Source organism: Desertibacillus haloalkaliphilus (genome assembly GCF_019039105.1).
In the GTDB taxonomy this organism is placed as follows: domain Bacteria; phylum Bacillota; class Bacilli; order Bacillales; family KJ1-10-99; genus Desertibacillus; species Desertibacillus haloalkaliphilus.
On sequence record NZ_JAHPIV010000006.1, the window covers coordinates 45,836 to 63,961 of the forward strand.

The window sequence follows — 18,126 nt, forward strand, 5'->3', positions numbered from 1 at the left end:
AAGCAGTGATTGACCCGTGCCTAGCTAGCACACCCTATAGCGAAAAGCAAAAATACTACCAAACGTTAAGTCACACGCAACTAAAACCTCATCATATACACATGCATATAAGCCCCCATCTAACCGGTTCCTACACTAACTCTTAATCTCTAAATCACATTCAAAAAAATTTATTTTCTACAAATACCATTTTATGTAAAAATATGGTCTGTAGTCCGTCGAGCTTTCTGTTTAAGCACTAGATAATGGTCTTAAAAAGGAGCTAGATGTTTTGACGAATGAAGAAATGACTTTAGAAGAACAACTCCGTAAAAACATAGGAAAGCACATTCGTGGAATAAGAAAGTTAAAAGGTATGTCTGTTGACGACCTCGCCTACTATTCTGAAATCAACAGATCATATATTGGTGATCTTGAAAGAGGCGAAGCAAACATCTCACTATTTTACCTTTATAAAATTAGTATTGGTTTGAATTTACCTAGTCCACTTGAGCTAACCTTTGAAGCAGAAAAGGTCATTTATACTGAACTGAAAGAGGAGCTATGGAAGGAAAAATACTAGTATGACTCTCTACCTGCCCCTTTCCCCGAACCACATCGCTCATCTGTATAACTTCTTACGCTAGCTTCTCCATACCCTTACTGCATTTGTAATTAACCTATTCCCCCTCCAAGGAGTGAATTCCAATGACAATAGCCATACTAGAAACCTACGAAATCACCCGCGACACGATCGCCCTCCTCCCTGCCAAACATACTGACTATGACACGATCGCTCTTGAATTTGATCGAGAGCTATACATAAAACAACCCCCCCTCAGCCTCATTAAAACCGCCTGCCTTGAAGGTGGCTCGACCTATGATGGCAGGCGCGATGCCGTTACTCATCTCACTGGTGCGCAGAACAAAGTACCGATCCCGATTGACCCGATCGAACAAATCTATGCCTTTCCAACGAATTCCCCGAGCCAATTCGATTGCATCTGGATCTTCTACCCACACGTTAAATCGATTCAGCCAGACCATACAAACATCAACAATTCTTCCATTACGTTGAAAAACAACCGAACGCTAGCCTTAAATGCTTCCTACGCGAGCTTAGAAAAACAGGTCCACCGCACGTCATATTGCATCATCCGCTTCTCCCAACCGTTTCAACACCCCGCTTACACAGCTAGAAATCACGCTCTCACCCAGTTATAAAAATGATCCACAACCATCCCACTAAAATCCCAGGAGGTCCTCACATGCGCCCAGGCCACATCAACAACTTCACTCATTTAAGTCAATTCCAATCAAAAGACGAGTTCAACGAAACGATCCGCCAATTTCTAAAAGCACACGGTGATCAGTTCACAAAGTCTGAAAAAATTGCCTTCGAGCGACTCACCCGCTTTAGCATTAAAATCTTAGGCGTCTGCAATGCGCGCATTGCCAAACTTGTTGCTGCATCTGAAGACGAAGTAAAAGAAATCTCACGCTCGACATTTGAGCGGATGCTCAGAAAGGCAAAAGCGCTCGGCATCATCACGATTCATCACACCAACCGAGACAAAGGTGGCTATTCCCATAGCGTCTACGTCTTTCAACCATTTGACGGAGCGAAGAGCGAAAAATTGACAGAGCGCGGGAACAAGCCAAACACTAGCCAGAAAGGGGATGATTCGACAAAACTTGCCCCTGAAACTAAATCTTTTAAACAACAAACCAATAATCAAAACCATCGTCTAGATAACGAACCTACCCTAGACACGCTTGATCATACATACGTGCCCTCTAGCATCCCAACACCGTTCATTAACGCTGTTAAACCATTCTTCAACCAAGCAACAAAAATCTGCGCCCTCTGGGACCGCGCTAACATCGCCTACCGCTCAGCAAAGCTAACATCACCAGTCCAGGAACACACAGTCCAAATCATCAAAGCCTTTAAAGAAACCGTATTTAAGTACAAGAGTGGGAAAATCCATAAATCATTTATGCAGTATTTTTACGGGGCAATGGCAGGGGTATTTGTGGTGGAGAAACGGAGGGAGATGGCAGAGGTAACTGAGGGGTTTTGTGGATGGTTATTGGAGTGAATCAATTCCGTATAATTATTATCTTTTTTCATGACGCTTAGCCCTACACCCACTTCCTGAGTACCTTCTCATATCTAGGTGATTTAGATCCAAATGTATGTTAAAGAGTTCCATCCCGAGTGGGACTAGTCACCGATCCAATATAATCACGGTAATGCTTTCTTTTTTCTAAGTTCGTTCCGGGGAAGTAGTTCAAGACATAGACATGGTAAGTTTCAAGATAATTTGAAGTCGTGACCGTTGACAAAAAATAAAACGGACATCTGCTCCAACGGTAATGACCTGGGAGGAGATCTTCTTCACTTCGATGGAGTTAAAATGAACATAACAACTGACCTCAGAAATTTTGACGTGCCATCAATCGCTTCGGAGTAAATGTACATGTGGGATGATGTGAAGAAAAGAATGAAGTAACAGCTGCCTCTATAGTAGCGCGCGATCCCCCATAATTGAACGACTACTATTCGGCAAATCTTGGGCGGTCTGTGCGAGATTCCGGTATTTTTTTGTTGATGGTTGTTGTATGGATTCATTAAATTTTTTGTTAAATGCCCGTTCATAAACCTTTGACCTAAGGTGTCATCTCATAGGATTTTAAAATAAAAGGCTTTATTTGTTCCAAGTCTTTTACCCATCGAAGATCTATATATGTTTCATGGGTGTATCTGGTACTCTCAGCTTTACTTCTTATGTATTTCTTCCCAAGTAAACAATCTATTTCTTGTTGGACTTCTTCTCCTTTTTTACTTCCTTTACTCCCAAACCTAAGAATTAAACAACGTCTGTCCGTGCAAAGTTTACCGAAACCCGCACGCCTATTATTTCTTTTATAAGCGATTCCTCTTTTTGTGTTGCTAGGTTCAAAGATGTCTAGAGCACTATTCCATAAATATTCGTCTAATTCTTTTGCTAGCTTTCTAGCCTTTAATGAAAAATAGTTAAAATAATGTTCGCGTGTTTTCCCACCAATTCCATTAATCTCACAGAATTGCTCAAATTGACGCAATAGAAAACCAGTAGAAGTATGATTGGGATATTTTGAATGAAACGTATTAAAGTATTCTCTTATTTTTTTCCATGTGAGAAACTGTATTCTCTCTTCATAAACTTGGGATTCATGAAACTTTTCTTGATGCTTTTTAATTTGAGCTGTATCTAACAAAACGTTATTGCCAACTTTCGTTTCAATCAAAACAGCAACATCTTCTGACACAATGGCAGCATCAGGAATGCTCTTCTTTTTCGTATAATCACTTGTGTATGTTTCCCTCGTTTCTTCCGCTATCCCTAATAGATAACCCTTTAAACCGACCTCATCCATTTTATCTGTTACTTGAATTACATATGAATATTTTTTATCTTGCTTAACTTCAAGTGTTTCATCTACTAATCGAAGAAGTCCGTCGGTTAATTCTTTTGGGCTATGCTGCAAGACATTTACTAAAGCCTTGGTTACGTTATTTTCTATCTGTATATTATGAGAGTCTTCGGTTGATGCTCCCTTAAAATAATGAAAAATATTATCATACTCCATAGTACTTCTCTCCCTAATTTCTACTCGATTCTTTTATGACCTATATTCTGTTCCTCTTTTGATAATCGAGGAAAAATTGAAGCAAACGTTTCAGCAAGAAAACTCTTCCCGCAACCAGGTGGCCCATCCATCATCACATGATGATTACCAACCGCTGCGATTTCAAGTGCTCGCATTCTTATGACCCATTACTTCTTGAAAATCACGTTAATAACGTGGACCTCGGCTTGACCAAGGTACCCTTCTAACCCTTTTAAACCAACATTATTCACTTTGGCAGACAAATCAAAATCTCTCCCTTAAATAGTAGTTCCTTTTCTCTCGTATAGGATGTTGTAATTACTGATATGAGAAGTGAAGAAATGAAGATAAATGAAAGATAATCTGGAGAAAATACTGTGAAAAAGCTACCTCAATCCTATCACGACCACACCCGAAAATGAACGCCTACAAAAATTTCGGGTGGTAACAGCACCGAAACTTACTGGCCCTCCTTGCACCACTACTCGGTATTTATGTATAATGTAACTATAATCAACGTATATTAAAAAGTGACCGAGTGCTGGTAACACTCGGTCAAGGCAACTACATGCCGCATGAAGAGCGGCTGACCTGAGATATTAAGTACTTCACTTAAAAAAAGTAACCACCCATTATCCATTGGTCGTGGCGGGGACGGTTACTTTTTTCTTTCTTTGACGAAAATAAGAATCAATGTAATTACACTTATCAAAACTAAGTTTGATTGTAGTGCAACAGTTATTGCTTCGTATGTCGTCATCTTTACCACCTCCCTTCTCTTGGGAGATGGTCAACCGCCCATCCGCTTCATATAGTTGCACTTTCATTCTAGCACACCTGTTCTCATATTACTATAAATGCTATAGATGAATTACCGCTATTTCAGTTTACAATAGCCAACCTTTGCTCACCACTTCACAATACCCCTAAAATAAAACAAATCACACCATACATCGTACAGTGTGAGCTATTCGACAATATTCGGGTGGTGACAGTCACGCATCCCACGCATCCCATCAGTACTAGACTGAATTGTGCTACTAGACTAAGTGCTTGATATGTCGTCATCTGCCTCACCCCCTTTCGTTCAGGGAGTTCAGCCGCCACCTTGCAATATATAGTTGCTCCTTCGATTCTAGCACGCCTGTTCTCATATTTCTATAAATGCTGTAGATTACTTTCTTCAGGTTACAATAGCCGGTACTTGCTCATCATTTCACAATATTTCTTAAATAAAACAACCCACACCATACATCGTACAGTGTGAGTCATTCGACAAAATTCGGGCGGTTTCGGGTGGTGACAGGCACGAGAAACAATAATTCATTTCAACAATATGTTATTTTAAATTACATTTTTAAATTTATTTTAATATTTTCATCCTTCAATTGTGTAATGTTGTTATTTTTAGTATCATATAATTAAGAAAGGTCATACTATGTACTGAAAGGAGGCCATATACATGAAAAGATTATCAACTGCAAAACTGGCTGAAACCGTTAAGGAAACACGTGAGGAAAAAGGCTTAACACAAGAAGAACTCAGTAACCTTACCGGCATTAACCGGATCATGATTGGCCGCATAGAACGGGAAAATTTCATCCCATCCATCACTCAACTTGAAGCACTAACCAATGTTCTAGACTTTGAAATAACGGACATGTTCATCGAAAAAAAGGAAACAAATTCGTTTATTGCATTACGTAGCGAAGCACTAAGTGAAGGTGAAAAAGAGGGTGTGGACCGATTATTTGAAATGATGCTTACTCTCAGACAACAAATTCTGTTAAGGAGAAAATTTGAAAATGAGTAAGATAACACTGGATGAGTTCGAGCTTGAAGAGATCCGTAAACTAGCTAGGGATGAGCGACAAGCATTAGGATTCGTTGGAGAAACACCAATTGCCAACGATATATTTACGATTATTGAAAACTTGAACATCAAATTGCTGGAGTATCCAATCGAATCAGAAGGGGAGAAACCGGCTTTTTCTGCTGCTCTTATGTACTCAGAAGAAGGCGGAGAAGAGCTTGTTTTTATTGGACTAAATACAGCGGATCATTTTGATAAGCAAGTTTTTGCTTTAGCACATGAACTGTATCACTTTTACACAAAAACAGGCTCACATTTAAGCCGCTTAGAAGATGAAGAGAATAATCTAGTTGAAGCCAAAGCGAATCGATTTGCTGCGGAATTCTTATTACCTGAAAGTGTGTTAGAAAGTATCGTACTTACAGAATTTAAGAAATCATCCCTTCAAGAAGTACAAACTAAAACCTTATTACGTTTTATCGCTAGACTCCAATGTACATGGTGGCTACCTTACCGTTCATTAGTTAAAAGACTAAAAGAAATCGAAGCGATTTCAGATAGTCAATATACCCAACTATACGCTGTTAATGAACGCAATCTTGAAGGTGAGTATGGTCGTTTAGGACAAGCCATTAACAGAGAAATATTTCTCAAACTTAATGCAATAACTTCTAATATTGGTTTATCACCTAAAGATATTGAAGTAATTATTCGTAACTTTGAAGATAACATCATTGATGAGGATAAGTTCTCCGACACTTTACATTTATTTCATAAAACACCTGATGAATTCGGATACGAGTTTACAATTACTGATGAAGATATGGATGAATTTGATGACTTCTTTAAAGAGGAGAGTGACAATGAAAGTTGACTTAACTTCCTCTAACCCAGGCTTAGAAAGTATTTTTAAGCATCCTGATCAAATTATTACACTGGATGCTAATTTTCTTATTCCTCCAGATAGAAGCAAGCATGCTAAGTATAGCTTTAACTTCCCTAAGTTTAAAGACGTCTGGCTAGATCCTATCTTTAAAGCATTCCCTAACTTAGCCATACACGAAGCCGTTTATGACGAGTTAGTTCTACCCTCTGTGCAATTTTACATTGATGAGATGTTTAATGGAACACCACCGCGTGTTATCGTGCACCAAGACGAAGCTCTATCCGAAGAAGAGAAAGTATTAAGAGATTCAATCGAAGAAAGAATTTATCCTTTAACCAAGTACGAACCGCTACTGGATAATAAAGAAGATCGTGGTGAGGTTAAATCATTGGCTTATATTGCTGTTAAGGAATTACTGTACTTTGCTGCCCATGATTCAAATGCGATTCAATTGGTTGAAAAGGCAGAAGAATGGACGACTGGTCTTGATAATGTTCAAGCCATCAAAATGTATGAGCTTATTTATTATTTATACAAGTTAGATATTGGTGATAAAAAAGCCTTAAGAATACTGTACAAGTATCAATATCATTTAACACCTAAAGAGAAACAGTACAATCCAGAATGGGGACAATTTATCTCAGGAATGGACTCCCTCTATTCCACTGTTTTGGATGAGAATTAACCAACCCACCAAGTAGCCATCTTAAACCTAGACGCTAACTCGGTGGGTTGTTTGTTGTTCGCTATTTTCTTTTCTTCCTTCTCGGTCGTTTCACCTTCAATTTATAAGCTAGTTTGTCTTCAAGATAACACTCCCACTCAATTCCTGTGGAGAGTTTATAGACAATACGACCATCGGGATGAATGGTCCCACTTTCTACAAGCCGTTCAAAGATATCCGCTCTGAAAGCAATGCGGTGCTTCAGTGGATCAAACTCTGGTATGTCCTCTAGCTCATTCATAAGCCACTCTAATTCAGTTCGGTACTTTGCCGCTTGTTCTTGTCGTTCCTCAAACGCATCAAGTTGATGTTTCAACTTCACGATTTCATTCGTTAAGGTTTCAACCTGCTTTGTATCTTGTCCAGCTTGATTCAGCTCTTCATCTACCGCTTCGTATAATTCTTGGTTGAGTTGCTCCATCATTATCTCTATTTCTTCGACCTCGTGTTCTTTATTAGTTAGGTCTGTTCTTTCCGCTACAGCTTCCGCTTCAAGTTGAGGGAGATCATTTGATTTCATTTCTAGCAAAGCACTCATAAAGTTATGCTCCACATACTCCTCACGAAAACTTTGGGAGGTGCATGTACCGGAAAAGTTTTTACCATTGGCGACCCTACATCTCCAATAACGGCGAGCTTTTTTCTTGTTTGCATCCTTTTGTTCTTGTTTGCATCCTTTTGTCTATCGTAATTTTCGTACTGACTGATAATCCCTCCACACTCACCGCACCGAAAAGTCTGGCGAAATGGCTGTGGAGCATTGACTGAGGGACGAGTTGTTTTAGGTTGGTTCAACTTTCGGATGGTTTGGACCTTATCCCAATCTTCCGGTGTAATAATCGCTGGATGGTGATCCTCAATATAATATTGGGGCAGTTCCCCTTTGTTAACCACTTGTTTTCTCGTAAATGGATCCTTCACATACGTTTGCTGATACAGTACGCAGCCTTTGTAAACGGGTGATGCTAACATTTTCCCTACCGTGTTTGGGTGACAATATTTATTTCCATTGGCAGTTTCAATATTATCCTCACTTAACTCGCGTGCAATCTGTACGATACTTTTCCCTGCTGCATAGGAATCATACATTCGTTTCACCACAGACGCTTGTTTTGGCTCAATACACCAATTTTTATGTTCATCAGCAGTATATCCATTCTAGCAGGATCCTATTAAAAAAGAGCCTTACCAAATCCTCTTCAACAAACATTCGGGTAGTGACCGTAACTAAGCAGATACGCAATAAACCATTCCTACTTCCTTACCCTAATCTCAATCGAAGCTTGATTTGCATATTTCCCTAATAAATCCTCCAGGTCAGATACACTAATAGGGCCATGATCTGTACGAATGTACATTCGCCCTTCATCAATTGACTCTATCGCACCCTCGATCCCATCTTCTAAACGTAATTCACTTAAACTAAAATAATAATCAATTTTCCGGTTCGCTGCTCGCTTGTAAAAATACTCCGGATCAAACTTTCTGCCATGAGTATCCCTCTCTGCAGCTACGAGCATTTCTTCATGCTGTGGATGTTCAGGATTATTGACTACATCTAAAAAAGCTTGGTAACTCTCAACCGAACGAATAAACTCTGGCGGTCGAGAACGCTTTCCATCGATACAAGGAGACATAACCGAGACATGACACCCAACCTCTTGATTGGCTACAACTTCAACCCCATGCTTCCAGCCTAAGTAGGTATAATCAATTCGTTCCTTTTCAGCAAAAATATCTTTTAATGATTTATCCATTAAATTCGAATCTACATCAAAATGAGACGGTCCACTCGCAAGCCACTCAAATGCCCCCTGAATAAAAAAGTGCAAATCATCTAAGGTATGATTTGCACTAATCGTTAGAACTCTATAAACTTTTGGCGAAAGCCCCTCAAGAGAAATGTTTAACGTGATGAACTCTGTTCCTCTATATGTAAAAACCCCGCTTGAATCGGTATAATGAATCATAAGCTAGCTCCCTTCAAATAGACATCGCTTGGCGTCAACCCGTTCAAGCCAGTGTGTCCTCGGTAATAATTGTACTCATAAATATATTCATTGATTAATTGATTCGCATGATCAATCAATCCTATTTCTTCATGATATAACTTCTCTTGCTTCAAGCTGCGAAATAAACGTTCAATCGCTCGATTATCATTCGGCTTACCTTTACGGTTATAGCTAATCGTAATCTCGTTTTCTATCAACAAGCTTTGATAAGCATTTGACGTAAATTGATGTCCGTTATCACTATTCATGAACTCAGGAACTCCGTATTCCCCTAACGCTTCCTCCATCGTTTCAATAACATTATGTAAATGCATCGTAGGGGCTAATTGCCAACCGACAACATAACGACTATGCCAATCTATGATCGCAACTAAATAACAGAAACGATCAATCATCCCAATATAGGAGATATCAATGCTCCACACATGATTCGGATGATCAATCGTTAGATCCTGTAAAAGATAACCGTCCGCCATCTCTACATTTTGCTTTGCTGGGATTTTGATCTTCATCTTCTCCATCAAACTACTTGTTCGCTTTAAACCAATCTTAATCTGGTATCGTTTACGAAGACGATCATTGATTAACCGCACCCCAAACCCCGGAAAGTTAGTATGTATTTCATCAATCTTATTCATAATCAAAACATCATCCAAAGAAGGCTCCTTGGATGATGTGTAATAAGTAGACTGTGAAATTTTAAGAAGGTCGCATTGCCGGCTGATTGAAAGCATCGGATATTTCGGCTCTATTAAACATTTGCGATCTTTAACCCGCATCCCTCTTACAACCGTACTCTGTAAATAACCTAGCTCAACTTCCTTCTTATTCAACTGATCTAGTAATCGACTATTTTCCTTCTGTAACTCACGAACCCTACGATCTCCTGCCGTTTCTTTATATAAAACTAGCGGCAACCTATCCAAAGCTTCCTCTTTCCATTTCCGCAACGTTGGATAAGTGATCCCGTACTGTACACAAATGTTTTTCATCGTTTTATTATTACAAAAAAGGTCTAAAACGACCATTTCTTTAAATTCAGGAGTATATTTTTTGTGATTTTTCATGGCTCAAACTATAGCATAATCTGTCATTTTTTGTCCATGTATTTGGGTACAGTACGCCCCCTTTACGTAAATAGAAATACACCACAGTTTATGTTTCGATATTCCGAACCATACATTTATTATACATCCAACAAATATCCATGTCCATTATTTGGATAAAAGTTTTCCAATTTTCTGCACATCTCGACATCCAAGAACATACGTTCGTTTCATTGGTATAAAAAATACCCCCGCCAAGTCATCAATTCATAACTTAACGGGAATCTGTATTTCATGGAATTTATAAGCTACCTGAACACTGACTTTAATTAATCTCTACTAAATAAATCTCTTGTGTATACTTTATCCTGTACTTCACGTAAGTCGTCTGATAAGCGATTAGCCACAATAACATCACTAATCTTCTTAAATTCTTCAAAATCATTTACTACTCTTGAATTATAAAACTGATCCTCGCTTAAAGCTGGCTCATAAACTACGACTTCAATACCCTTTGCTTTAATACGTTTCATAACCCCTTGAATAGCAGATTGCCTAAAGTTGTCCGAATCCATTTTCATTGTAAGGCGATAAATTCCTACAATTTTAGGGTTTCGTTTAATGATCATATCCGCAACATGGTCTTTTCTTGTTCTATTGGCATCGACAATTGCCGCCATAATATTGTTTGGAACGTCCGCATAGTTAGCAAGTAATTGCTTTGTGTCCTTTGGTAGACAGTAACCTCCATATCCAAACGATGGATTATTATAGTGATTCCCAATTCGAGGATCAAGTCCTACACCTTCAATAATCTGCTGAGCATTTAACCCTCTTACCTCTGCATATGAATCAAGTTCGTTAAAGAAAGCTACTCTCATTGCCAAGTATGTGTTGGCAAATAATTTAATAGCTTCAGCTTCCGTAGAATTTGTAAACAAAACATCAATATTTTCTTTTAGTGCACCTTCCACTAGTAAATCAGCAAATACCTTTGCTCTTTCGGACTGCTCTCCTACAATTATTCGAGAAGGATATAAGTTATCATATAATGCCTTACCTTCTCTTAAAAACTCCGGAGAGAAAATAATATTATCAGTTTCAAATTTTTCACGGACTTTTTCTGTATAACCTACTGGGACAGTAGATTTAATAACCATTACTGCATCAGGATTAATAGATAGTACACTGGCAATAACTGCTTCCACTGTTCTAGTATTAAAGTAATTCTTGTCTGGATCATAGTTTGTGGGTGTAGAAATAATTACATACTCCGCATTTTTAAATGCTTTATAATTGTCAGTTGTAGCAGTTAAATTCAATTCTTTTGTTGCTAAAAATTCTTCAATTTCATTATCAACAATAGGTGATGTTTTATTGTTAATCATATCTACTTTCTCTTGAATAATATCTAAAGCTATTACTTCATTATGCTGAGCTAATAATACAGCATTGGAAAGACCAACATATCCTGTACCAGCAATTGTTATTTTCATTTATACATGCACATCCTTGTTAACTGTTTGGGAGAATGTAGCCATTATCAAAAATAAAAAAATATATGTTTACTAAATTCATTTCCCTACCATAATCATTTTTCTATTGAATTGACGTCTCAAAATTATGATCATCAAAAATCGCTAATTCTTTTGTAGTTTTCTTTGCAGAATATGCTACTTTTTCATTTTCATCAGCATAACCAAAAGCTACTAACATAATTACCCTTTGATTATCTGGCAAATTCAATAGCGATTTAAGTTTTCTTTCTCTTTCTGGGATATCTGGCCAATTAATGATACATGAACTTACCCCTTGGACTTCAAGTCCATAAACCAAACTCATTGTTGCCAACGAAGAGTCAATATATATTAGATGTCTATCCCTTTCATCAAAGTAAGCTTCTAACTCTCCTACAACTACAGCTACACCAGGAACATTATCAGCATATCCTTTCGTTCCCATTGCACAGTTTAGAATTTTATTTCTCATTGGGTTATTCAAGAAGATTTTGTAATGAAAGGGTTGCCTGTTACATGCACTAGGAGACTGAGCTGCTACTTTAATTGCATTTTCTATTTTATTTTTTTCAACCGGTCGCTGCTGATACCACCTTACTGATCTGCGATAATAAGACAAATTTAATAATTCATCAATTGTCCCTATATTCTTTTCTTCCATTTTAATACGAATGTAAGGTACTGATGAATTATTTCTTGAATTAAATTTAGTATAAGATTGATTCGCTTCCTTAAATACTTTAAGAGATTCTTCTACTACCCTGTTTTGCCCTGAAGTTTTAAAATAATTATTTAACACATCATAACACCATTGGTGTTCTACTTCTGAAAGTTGATTTTTCGATAATAATGCGCTGTAATTTTGAACAGTATCATAAATATAGTCTAAACCAAAAACTTCTTTTCTATTTTTCATAATTAAGCCTTTTTCGATTCTGTGAATACTTCTTCTTAAAAAGTAGGAATTATTATTACTTGAAATATCTTTAATGTGCTTATTTTTCCCTACCATCACAGAGTACATTTCATTATTAAACTCTTTTGAGAATAAATAATAAATCTTTGTAGCTAACATAGACTTACTACAAAATGTCATTATTTGTGATTTGATTTTCTTTTTAAAGTAGTATAACCTTTTCCTTATTTTCCTCATGGTTGGTGCATCCTCCCTAATACGCTTCTACCAAACAAAAATATTTATTCCCTATTAGTTTTATAAACTATAGAAATATTTTTATGAACAAAAGCTGACTTCAATTCCAATAATGTACCCTTCTCAAATAAAAATGTAGCTAAGATATAAGTACTAATTCCAAAAAATACTGTAATAATAAATTGGATTATATATTCTAATCCTTCAGGTAGGAGTGATTGAATTATTAAAACTGATAAAACAAGTAAAAAAGAAATAAATAATATAGTTTTAAATGAACTCAAATACTCTATAAAGGTATTTAATAGATATTTACTTGTTTGATATTGTAAAACCGTCGTTTTCACTAAAACGTATCCACAATATAGTGATAGTACTACATAAATCCCTAAATGAGTAAAAACACTTAGACAGAGTATATATATAACATTAATAATAAGATCTATATAAAAGACCTCATTTGGCTTCCCAACAGAATATAGAAGAGAAGTTGATAGATTAGCTGTTAATACTAACGGTATCAACGCTATAGAGAAAACTTGAAAGAAGAACACACTTTCTACCCATTCCTCTCCAAACAATACTGGTACAAAAAGGTGTGCAGTTAAAGCAATACCAATAAACACAGGGAAAGAGAATAGTGCAACGTAACGTGAAATCTTTTGATATGCCACAGTTAACTTTTCTTTGTTATTTTTTAATTTAGATAACAACGGAAACAGTACTTTAGCAAAGGATGACGTTATTAAACTTCTTAGTCTTTCTAGCATATTTTTGGCAAAGTAATAAATCCCTAGAATCTCCGGTGCTAAAAAATAGCCTATCAACAGTTGATCTACACGGAATGTAAGGAAACTAATAACTTGTTTACCTGACACATATAAACCAAATTTAATAAACGGCTTCAATTTATTAAAACTAAAATAAAGTGATATATTGAGAATATCTTTTCTCTTACTGACAATGAAGATAATTAGTACCTTAAATGCCGTAGAGACAACCTGTCCTATAATGACACCCAAGAGTCCTAGTCCATTAATAAGAAATAAAATCGTACCAACGATTAATATTAATTCTGAGACGATTTGAATGATAGACAGCTCTTTAAAGTAAAGTTGCTTTTCTAATAGAGCCCTAAATAATAAAGAGGGTCCACTGATTACAAACATTAGGCTTAGTATTTTCAATAAAAAACTCAATTCATTTAAAGAAAAAATATTCCCTATGGAATCTGAAAATGAAAATAAACATATACTTAGAAAACTTGCTAAAAATATGTTGAAAAAAAATAAAGAAGACAACTCCTGTTTAGTTAAATTATCCCTTTGAATCACTGCTTGGCTTATCCCGAAATTATTCAAGGTTTGAAATAGACCTATAAAAATTGTTGCGATGGCTAATACTCCAAATTCAGAAGGTGTTAAGAATCTGGCTTTAACCATTAATAAAAGTGGAGCACTTACTCCTAAAAATATTGTTTGAATTGTTGTCCATTTAATACTATTAATAGCTTTAGCTTGTAATCGACTCAAATTTATTTTGCCCCCCAATATCACAATTAGTACCTATAACAGTTATCACAGTTCAACTAAATCCTTATTGGGAAGTTCTTTTAATTTATTTTTTATGACTTGCGATTCATTTTTATAATTGCTCAACATTTCATCTAACCGCTCTAATACTTCAACTTCATTTTGTTGATCTCTAACATCAAATAAGTATTTTTCCTGACAAAAGAAGTTAAGTAGCTCTTGATATTTAACTGCCCACCCAAATACTAAAGTTGGTACTCCATTTTTATAGGCGTGAATTATTGAATGATATCTGGATGCAATTAAGAAATTAAACTGAGCCAATAATTGATCTATTTGTATACAATTCAAATCATCTTCTAATAAAATGACATTCGAATCATTTTGAAATTCATTTTTAATCTTTCTACATATTTCTAAATCCTCATAGGAGTGTCGAATAAGGTATACATGTTTATTTTGTACTAGAAGTCGGTGAATTAATGTTTTGTAAATATTATATTGTGCTAATTCATCACCATGATTCATAATTTTCACATTTGGGATTATAGCAACAGAATTCGATTTTATATCAATGTTCAAGTCTATATTTTTTTTAGAATTGTAAATATTACTTATTGTAAAATCTTTATCACTTTGTAGTACACTATCAAAACTTTTTTCCACAGTGCTTAAATTAAAGGGGGCTAAATATTCCAAACCATCATATTCTCTCGCATAAATTTTTTTAGGATATGCTAAATATTTTTTTATTAAAGGCATAATTAGTTTTTCAGCTTTTTTACCATAATTAAAAGGGCCAAAAGATTGAGGAAATAATATCATTGGTATTTGATACTTTTTAGCAATCATTATATTAAACAAATAATTGATTGAGGCCATATACCCTCTTTGAGATGATAATGCATAACCACTAACATCAATCATCATAAATGCATTGTTTAATATTTCTTTGATTTCTTTTAACTGATTATTTGAAATTCCAGTACCTTTAATTAGGTATTTACTGTATTCTACAAAACCAACATTGAATGAAGATGGCGGCCCTATTATCCTCATTTTAGCCCGTATAGGCCAGGATAAAACTCTGAAATTTAAGTCTCTTTTTTCTAACTCATCTCTTCTTCTGTATACAGAAGCAAAGAGTACCACTTCTTTATCTGGGTATTTTTTTTTGATTTCATCTACTACTGTATAGGTCATAGCTTGTGCACCCTTATTCCGAAGTTGGCCTCCAACTACAATCACATATTTCATATTTCTTCCTTCTTTCTTATAAATTGTATTGATGTAAAATTATATCTAATACATATAACCCTATTATCATTTACAAATCTTAGCTACTTCACAAGATATTTTTTTTGCTTTTTATGGTTCCTATAATGGTATATACTTTTTTTTATAAGAAACACTGGATTAAAAAAGCGCAAATCAAAGACTTCTATATTATTATTTTTTAAAGTAACATATATGGAAAATATTTTTCTGAATCCCAGTCTATATTTAACTGCATTAATTATCATAGTACTCCCTCTAAGATTAAACATTTCTAGCTCTTCCTTATTTAAATTTGCCTTTAAAAATTGACAATAATTTATATAAACCCTTAGCCTCGAATCGTATACTTCTAAGCTTGTATTTGTTGTTAAGGTGCCTCTACTTTTTGTAACACAATAAATTATATCTCTCGACACTTCAAACTTTTTCATGTAATAGCCTGCTTTTACAGAAAACATAACATCATTTGAAGCAATTACCTCGTCAAAATATATTTTATTATCTTTTATAAAGTCACTTCTAATCAATTTCGACCATGGAACAAAAAAACGATACCTTAATGATACCTCTGATTTATAGTCACCTTGTTCAAGGAAACTAGTAATTATTTTTTCTTTTTGCACATGTCTATCTGACTTATTGCCAGTATCAACTTCGACGCTTGTCGGACTAAAGAAAACTATATCATTATCTGTAGAGAAATATGAAGATACAGTGTCGTAAAATCCATCAGTAAAAAAATCATCAGAATCTGCAAATAAAATCCACTTTCCTTCAGCTATATCTAAACCAATATTCCGACAGACACCCGCTCCCTTTTGATCTGTATTGTTATTTGTAAAGAGAACATGATTATATTTATTATTTGATATTAATGAATACAATTTATCAACTTCGAGGTTGCTTCTATCGTCTATAACAATAATCTGAATTTCTTCTTTTTGGGGGATAGAATCAAGTAACTTTTTTAGTGACCTCGGAGAATTGTAATGCGGGATTATTATGGAAAGATACACCATATATTATATCTCCTTCTTTAACCATTAATTAATTAATAATCCAAGTTTGCGTTTTTCAAAATATAATTTCAAACTCAAATGGTAGCACTATTATATTGCGAAGTACCTATTTAAAACTAGTACTATAACTAAAACTAAAAAAGTCCTTATTATAGCTTAATAAGGAGCTTCAATGTCGCTTATCTTCTTCATGTCATCCTCAGTTGAAATTTCTATATGCTTTTAAATAAAATTAGTTAGCTAGTTTGGATTATCTTGTAATAACATTAAAATAAAATCGATATTAGTTCAAACCTCTATTCAACATTAAGTAAGAACGGGAGTAACTAACTATTAAAGTTTTAAAATTATTCTAAGAGACTTTTATATAGACTCCGATGCATCTCTATATTTCTGTTATATCCAAACTTTTCGTGATACCTATCATAAAATTTTTCCTTATGACTTTGTAATTCTTCCTCATTGATAAAAAGTTTTTCTATAATTTCAAATGCTTCTTCAGCAGTATCAAAAATATAATTTTTATTGCCTATCACTTCAGCTAAACCATCTACATTTGTGCCGATTACTACATTTTTTCTAGCCATAGCTTCCACTGCAGTTCTACCAAATGATTCCCACTTTGAAGTTAGCAAGAAACAATCCATTGCATAGTATAGATCAGCTACTTCATTATTATTAAGGTTTATAAAGGCATTTATTTTCTTTTCTCCGACTAGTTCCTTTACTTTCCTTATATATTCTTTTGCTTCAGCATTATTAGCTTTAGAATTATCTGTTCCTAAAATTATCAAAAATCTTAATTTATCAATTTTACTTTTACACTTTTCTAATATCTCATAAGCTAGGGGCCAATTTTTTTGTTCACTATATCTACCACAAAGTCCAATGACAAAATCATTTGAATCAATTTTGTACTTTTCTTTGATTTCATCTCTTTTAGTAATATCGTAATAATCATATTCCTTACCAGCAGTATTATATATAACTTTAAATTTCTCTTCGTATCTCCTGTATTTAGGAAATTGATTTGCGTAGTTAAGTTTATTCACTGAAGTTGTCGTAACTATTTTTTCAGCCTTTTGGACGATACTATTTATGGATAAATTCGTAATTTTTCCATACTTTCCATATACTCCTCGATCTGTATAAACTATTTTTGTTTTTTTATCTATAGCTCCTACACTTAACAGAAAGTTAATAATAACCATTGTAGCCGGCATTTGAACATGAATTATTTGTGGATTAATTTTACGTACTACATTCAGTATATCTTTTATCATGAGAAGAACTTTATAAAAGTTTTTCCTTCTTAAAACAAACTTATGATACTTATCCAAACTAATATGATATTCACTGAATTTTCTTCCACTGGGTGTCACTATATATATATCATACTCTGAAACTAACCCTTCCATTAATACCTTCATAGATTGTTGGGCTCCACCAGCCTTCGTTATGTTAGTATCACTTAAATATAATATTTTAGGCTTATTCATATATATCACCG

At 35.0% G+C, this 18,126-nt stretch carries 18 protein-coding genes and 1 pseudogene; 6 read left to right on the top strand and 13 right to left on the bottom strand.

All coding sequences use genetic code 11. From position 1 onward, the window contains the following. The first annotated feature begins 271 nt into the window (after nt 1-271). The 3 genes from KH400_RS07950 (at nt 272) to KH400_RS07960 (ending at nt 2,081) form a co-directional block, all read left to right on the top strand. Entirely contained in the window at nt 272-562 is a 291-nt protein-coding gene (locus KH400_RS07950) for a helix-turn-helix domain-containing protein (RefSeq protein WP_217223755.1), read from the top strand. A gap of 125 nt (nt 563-687) precedes the next feature. After that, nucleotides 688-1,203 carry a competence protein ComK gene (locus KH400_RS07955; protein ID WP_217223758.1) on the top strand — a complete coding sequence of 172 codons (516 nt, stop codon included), beginning with the start codon at nt 688-690 and terminating at the stop codon, nt 1,201-1,203. Nucleotides 1,204-1,247: 44 nt separating this feature from the next. Beyond that, nucleotides 1,248-2,081, top strand: a complete 834-nt coding sequence (locus KH400_RS07960; protein WP_217223762.1) for a hypothetical protein — start codon at nt 1,248-1,250, stop codon at nt 2,079-2,081. A 571-nt stretch (nt 2,082-2,652) separates the two neighbouring features. On the opposite strand, the gene KH400_RS07965 is transcribed toward KH400_RS07960, so the two are convergent. The 3 genes and pseudogenes from KH400_RS07965 to KH400_RS24050 form a co-directional block, all read right to left on the bottom strand. Beyond that, nucleotides 2,653-3,615, bottom strand: coding sequence for a hypothetical protein (locus KH400_RS07965; RefSeq protein WP_217223765.1), 963 nt, complete (start codon nt 3,613-3,615; stop codon nt 2,653-2,655). A 47-nt stretch (nt 3,616-3,662) separates the two neighbouring features. Next, nucleotides 3,663-3,822, bottom strand: a pseudogene (locus KH400_RS07970) (ATP-binding protein); the annotation flags it as partial. A gap of 472 nt (nt 3,823-4,294) precedes the next feature. Beyond that, nucleotides 4,295-4,396, bottom strand: a complete 102-nt coding sequence (locus KH400_RS24050; protein WP_246589457.1) for a putative holin-like toxin — start codon at nt 4,394-4,396, stop codon at nt 4,295-4,297. A gap of 702 nt (nt 4,397-5,098) precedes the next feature. Between KH400_RS24050 and KH400_RS07975 the strand changes: the two genes are divergently transcribed. The 3 genes from KH400_RS07975 to KH400_RS07985 are packed head-to-tail and all read left to right on the top strand — an operon-like array spanning nt 5,099 to nt 7,020. Continuing rightward, nucleotides 5,099-5,449, top strand: a complete 351-nt coding sequence (locus KH400_RS07975; protein WP_217223766.1) for a helix-turn-helix transcriptional regulator — start codon at nt 5,099-5,101, stop codon at nt 5,447-5,449. Continuing rightward, the gene (locus KH400_RS07980) at nt 5,442-6,323 is read left to right on the top strand and encodes an ImmA/IrrE family metallo-endopeptidase (protein ID WP_217223768.1); all 882 of its coding nucleotides are present in this window, start codon (nt 5,442-5,444) and stop codon (nt 6,321-6,323) included. The genes KH400_RS07975 and KH400_RS07980 overlap by 8 nt, the downstream gene beginning before the upstream one ends. Continuing rightward, entirely contained in the window at nt 6,313-7,020 is a 708-nt protein-coding gene (locus KH400_RS07985) for a hypothetical protein (RefSeq protein WP_217223770.1), read from the top strand. Before KH400_RS07980 ends, KH400_RS07985 begins: the two co-directional genes overlap by 11 nt. A gap of 61 nt (nt 7,021-7,081) precedes the next feature. On the opposite strand, the gene KH400_RS07990 is transcribed toward KH400_RS07985, so the two are convergent. The 10 genes from KH400_RS07990 to KH400_RS08035 all read right to left on the bottom strand — a co-directional run bounded on the left by KH400_RS07990 (nt 7,082) and on the right by KH400_RS08035 (nt 18,115). After that, a complete protein-coding gene (locus KH400_RS07990; protein ID WP_217223772.1) occupies nt 7,082-7,597 on the bottom strand; it encodes a hypothetical protein in 516 nt (171 codons plus the stop codon). Beyond that, nucleotides 7,594-8,181, bottom strand: coding sequence for a recombinase family protein (locus KH400_RS07995; RefSeq protein WP_312889100.1), 588 nt, complete (start codon nt 8,179-8,181; stop codon nt 7,594-7,596). Before KH400_RS07995 ends, KH400_RS07990 begins: the two co-directional genes overlap by 4 nt. A gap of 131 nt (nt 8,182-8,312) precedes the next feature. Beyond that, a complete protein-coding gene (locus KH400_RS08000; RefSeq protein ID WP_217223776.1) occupies nt 8,313-9,029 on the bottom strand; it encodes an IS1096 element passenger TnpR family protein in 717 nt (238 codons plus the stop codon). After that, nucleotides 9,026-10,138 carry an IS3 family transposase gene (locus KH400_RS08005; protein ID WP_217223778.1) on the bottom strand — a complete coding sequence of 371 codons (1,113 nt, stop codon included), beginning with the start codon at nt 10,136-10,138 and terminating at the stop codon, nt 9,026-9,028. The genes KH400_RS08000 and KH400_RS08005 overlap by 4 nt, the downstream gene beginning before the upstream one ends. Nucleotides 10,139-10,446: 308 nt before the next feature. Next, nucleotides 10,447-11,613 (bottom strand): nucleotide sugar dehydrogenase, encoded by a 1,167-nt coding sequence (locus KH400_RS08010; protein ID WP_217223780.1) that lies wholly within the window; start codon nt 11,611-11,613, stop codon nt 10,447-10,449. Nucleotides 11,614-11,716: 103 nt separating this feature from the next. Then, entirely contained in the window at nt 11,717-12,787 is a 1,071-nt protein-coding gene (locus tag KH400_RS08015) for a nitroreductase family protein (protein ID WP_217223782.1), read from the bottom strand. A 44-nt stretch (nt 12,788-12,831) separates the two neighbouring features. Then, nucleotides 12,832-14,319, bottom strand: a complete 1,488-nt coding sequence (locus KH400_RS08020; RefSeq protein WP_217223784.1) for a lipopolysaccharide biosynthesis protein — start codon at nt 14,317-14,319, stop codon at nt 12,832-12,834. A 45-nt stretch (nt 14,320-14,364) separates the two neighbouring features. Further along, complete coding sequence (locus tag KH400_RS08025; RefSeq protein WP_217223786.1) at nt 14,365-15,576, bottom strand: polysaccharide pyruvyl transferase family protein; 1,212 nt, start codon at nt 15,574-15,576, stop codon at nt 14,365-14,367. 83 nt (nt 15,577-15,659) lie between these two features. Beyond that, complete coding sequence (locus KH400_RS08030) at nt 15,660-16,616, bottom strand: glycosyltransferase family 2 protein (protein WP_217223788.1); 957 nt, start codon at nt 16,614-16,616, stop codon at nt 15,660-15,662. A gap of 347 nt (nt 16,617-16,963) precedes the next feature. Further along, complete coding sequence (locus KH400_RS08035; protein ID WP_217223791.1) at nt 16,964-18,115, bottom strand: glycosyltransferase family 4 protein; 1,152 nt, start codon at nt 18,113-18,115, stop codon at nt 16,964-16,966. Between the last annotated feature and the right edge of the window lie 11 nt (nt 18,116-18,126).

Coding starts and splice junctions, on each gene's coding strand:
- KH400_RS08000 (WP_217223776.1), bottom strand. CDS start 9,029: ATGATTCATTATACCGATTCAAGCGGGGTTTTTACATATAGAGGAACA.
- KH400_RS07985 (WP_217223770.1), top strand. CDS start 6,313: ATGAAAGTTGACTTAACTTCCTCTAACCCAGGCTTAGAAAGTATTTTT.
- KH400_RS07960 (WP_217223762.1), top strand. CDS start 1,248: ATGCGCCCAGGCCACATCAACAACTTCACTCATTTAAGTCAATTCCAA.
- KH400_RS07990 (WP_217223772.1), bottom strand. CDS start 7,597: ATGAGTGCTTTGCTAGAAATGAAATCAAATGATCTCCCTCAACTTGAA.
- KH400_RS08015 (WP_217223782.1), bottom strand. CDS start 12,787: ATGAGGAAAATAAGGAAAAGGTTATACTACTTTAAAAAGAAAATCAAA.
- KH400_RS07965 (WP_217223765.1), bottom strand. CDS start 3,615: ATGGAGTATGATAATATTTTTCATTATTTTAAGGGAGCATCAACCGAA.
- KH400_RS08030 (WP_217223788.1), bottom strand. CDS start 16,616: ATGGTGTATCTTTCCATAATAATCCCGCATTACAATTCTCCGAGGTCA.
- KH400_RS24050 (WP_246589457.1), bottom strand. CDS start 4,396: ATGACGACATACGAAGCAATAACTGTTGCACTACAATCAAACTTAGTT.
- KH400_RS08035 (WP_217223791.1), bottom strand. CDS start 18,115: ATGAATAAGCCTAAAATATTATATTTAAGTGATACTAACATAACGAAG.
- KH400_RS08010 (WP_217223780.1), bottom strand. CDS start 11,613: ATGAAAATAACAATTGCTGGTACAGGATATGTTGGTCTTTCCAATGCT.
- KH400_RS07980 (WP_217223768.1), top strand. CDS start 5,442: ATGAGTAAGATAACACTGGATGAGTTCGAGCTTGAAGAGATCCGTAAA.
- KH400_RS07955 (WP_217223758.1), top strand. CDS start 688: ATGACAATAGCCATACTAGAAACCTACGAAATCACCCGCGACACGATC.
- KH400_RS08005 (WP_217223778.1), bottom strand. CDS start 10,138: ATGAAAAATCACAAAAAATATACTCCTGAATTTAAAGAAATGGTCGTT.
- KH400_RS08025 (WP_217223786.1), bottom strand. CDS start 15,576: ATGAAATATGTGATTGTAGTTGGAGGCCAACTTCGGAATAAGGGTGCA.
- KH400_RS07975 (WP_217223766.1), top strand. CDS start 5,099: ATGAAAAGATTATCAACTGCAAAACTGGCTGAAACCGTTAAGGAAACA.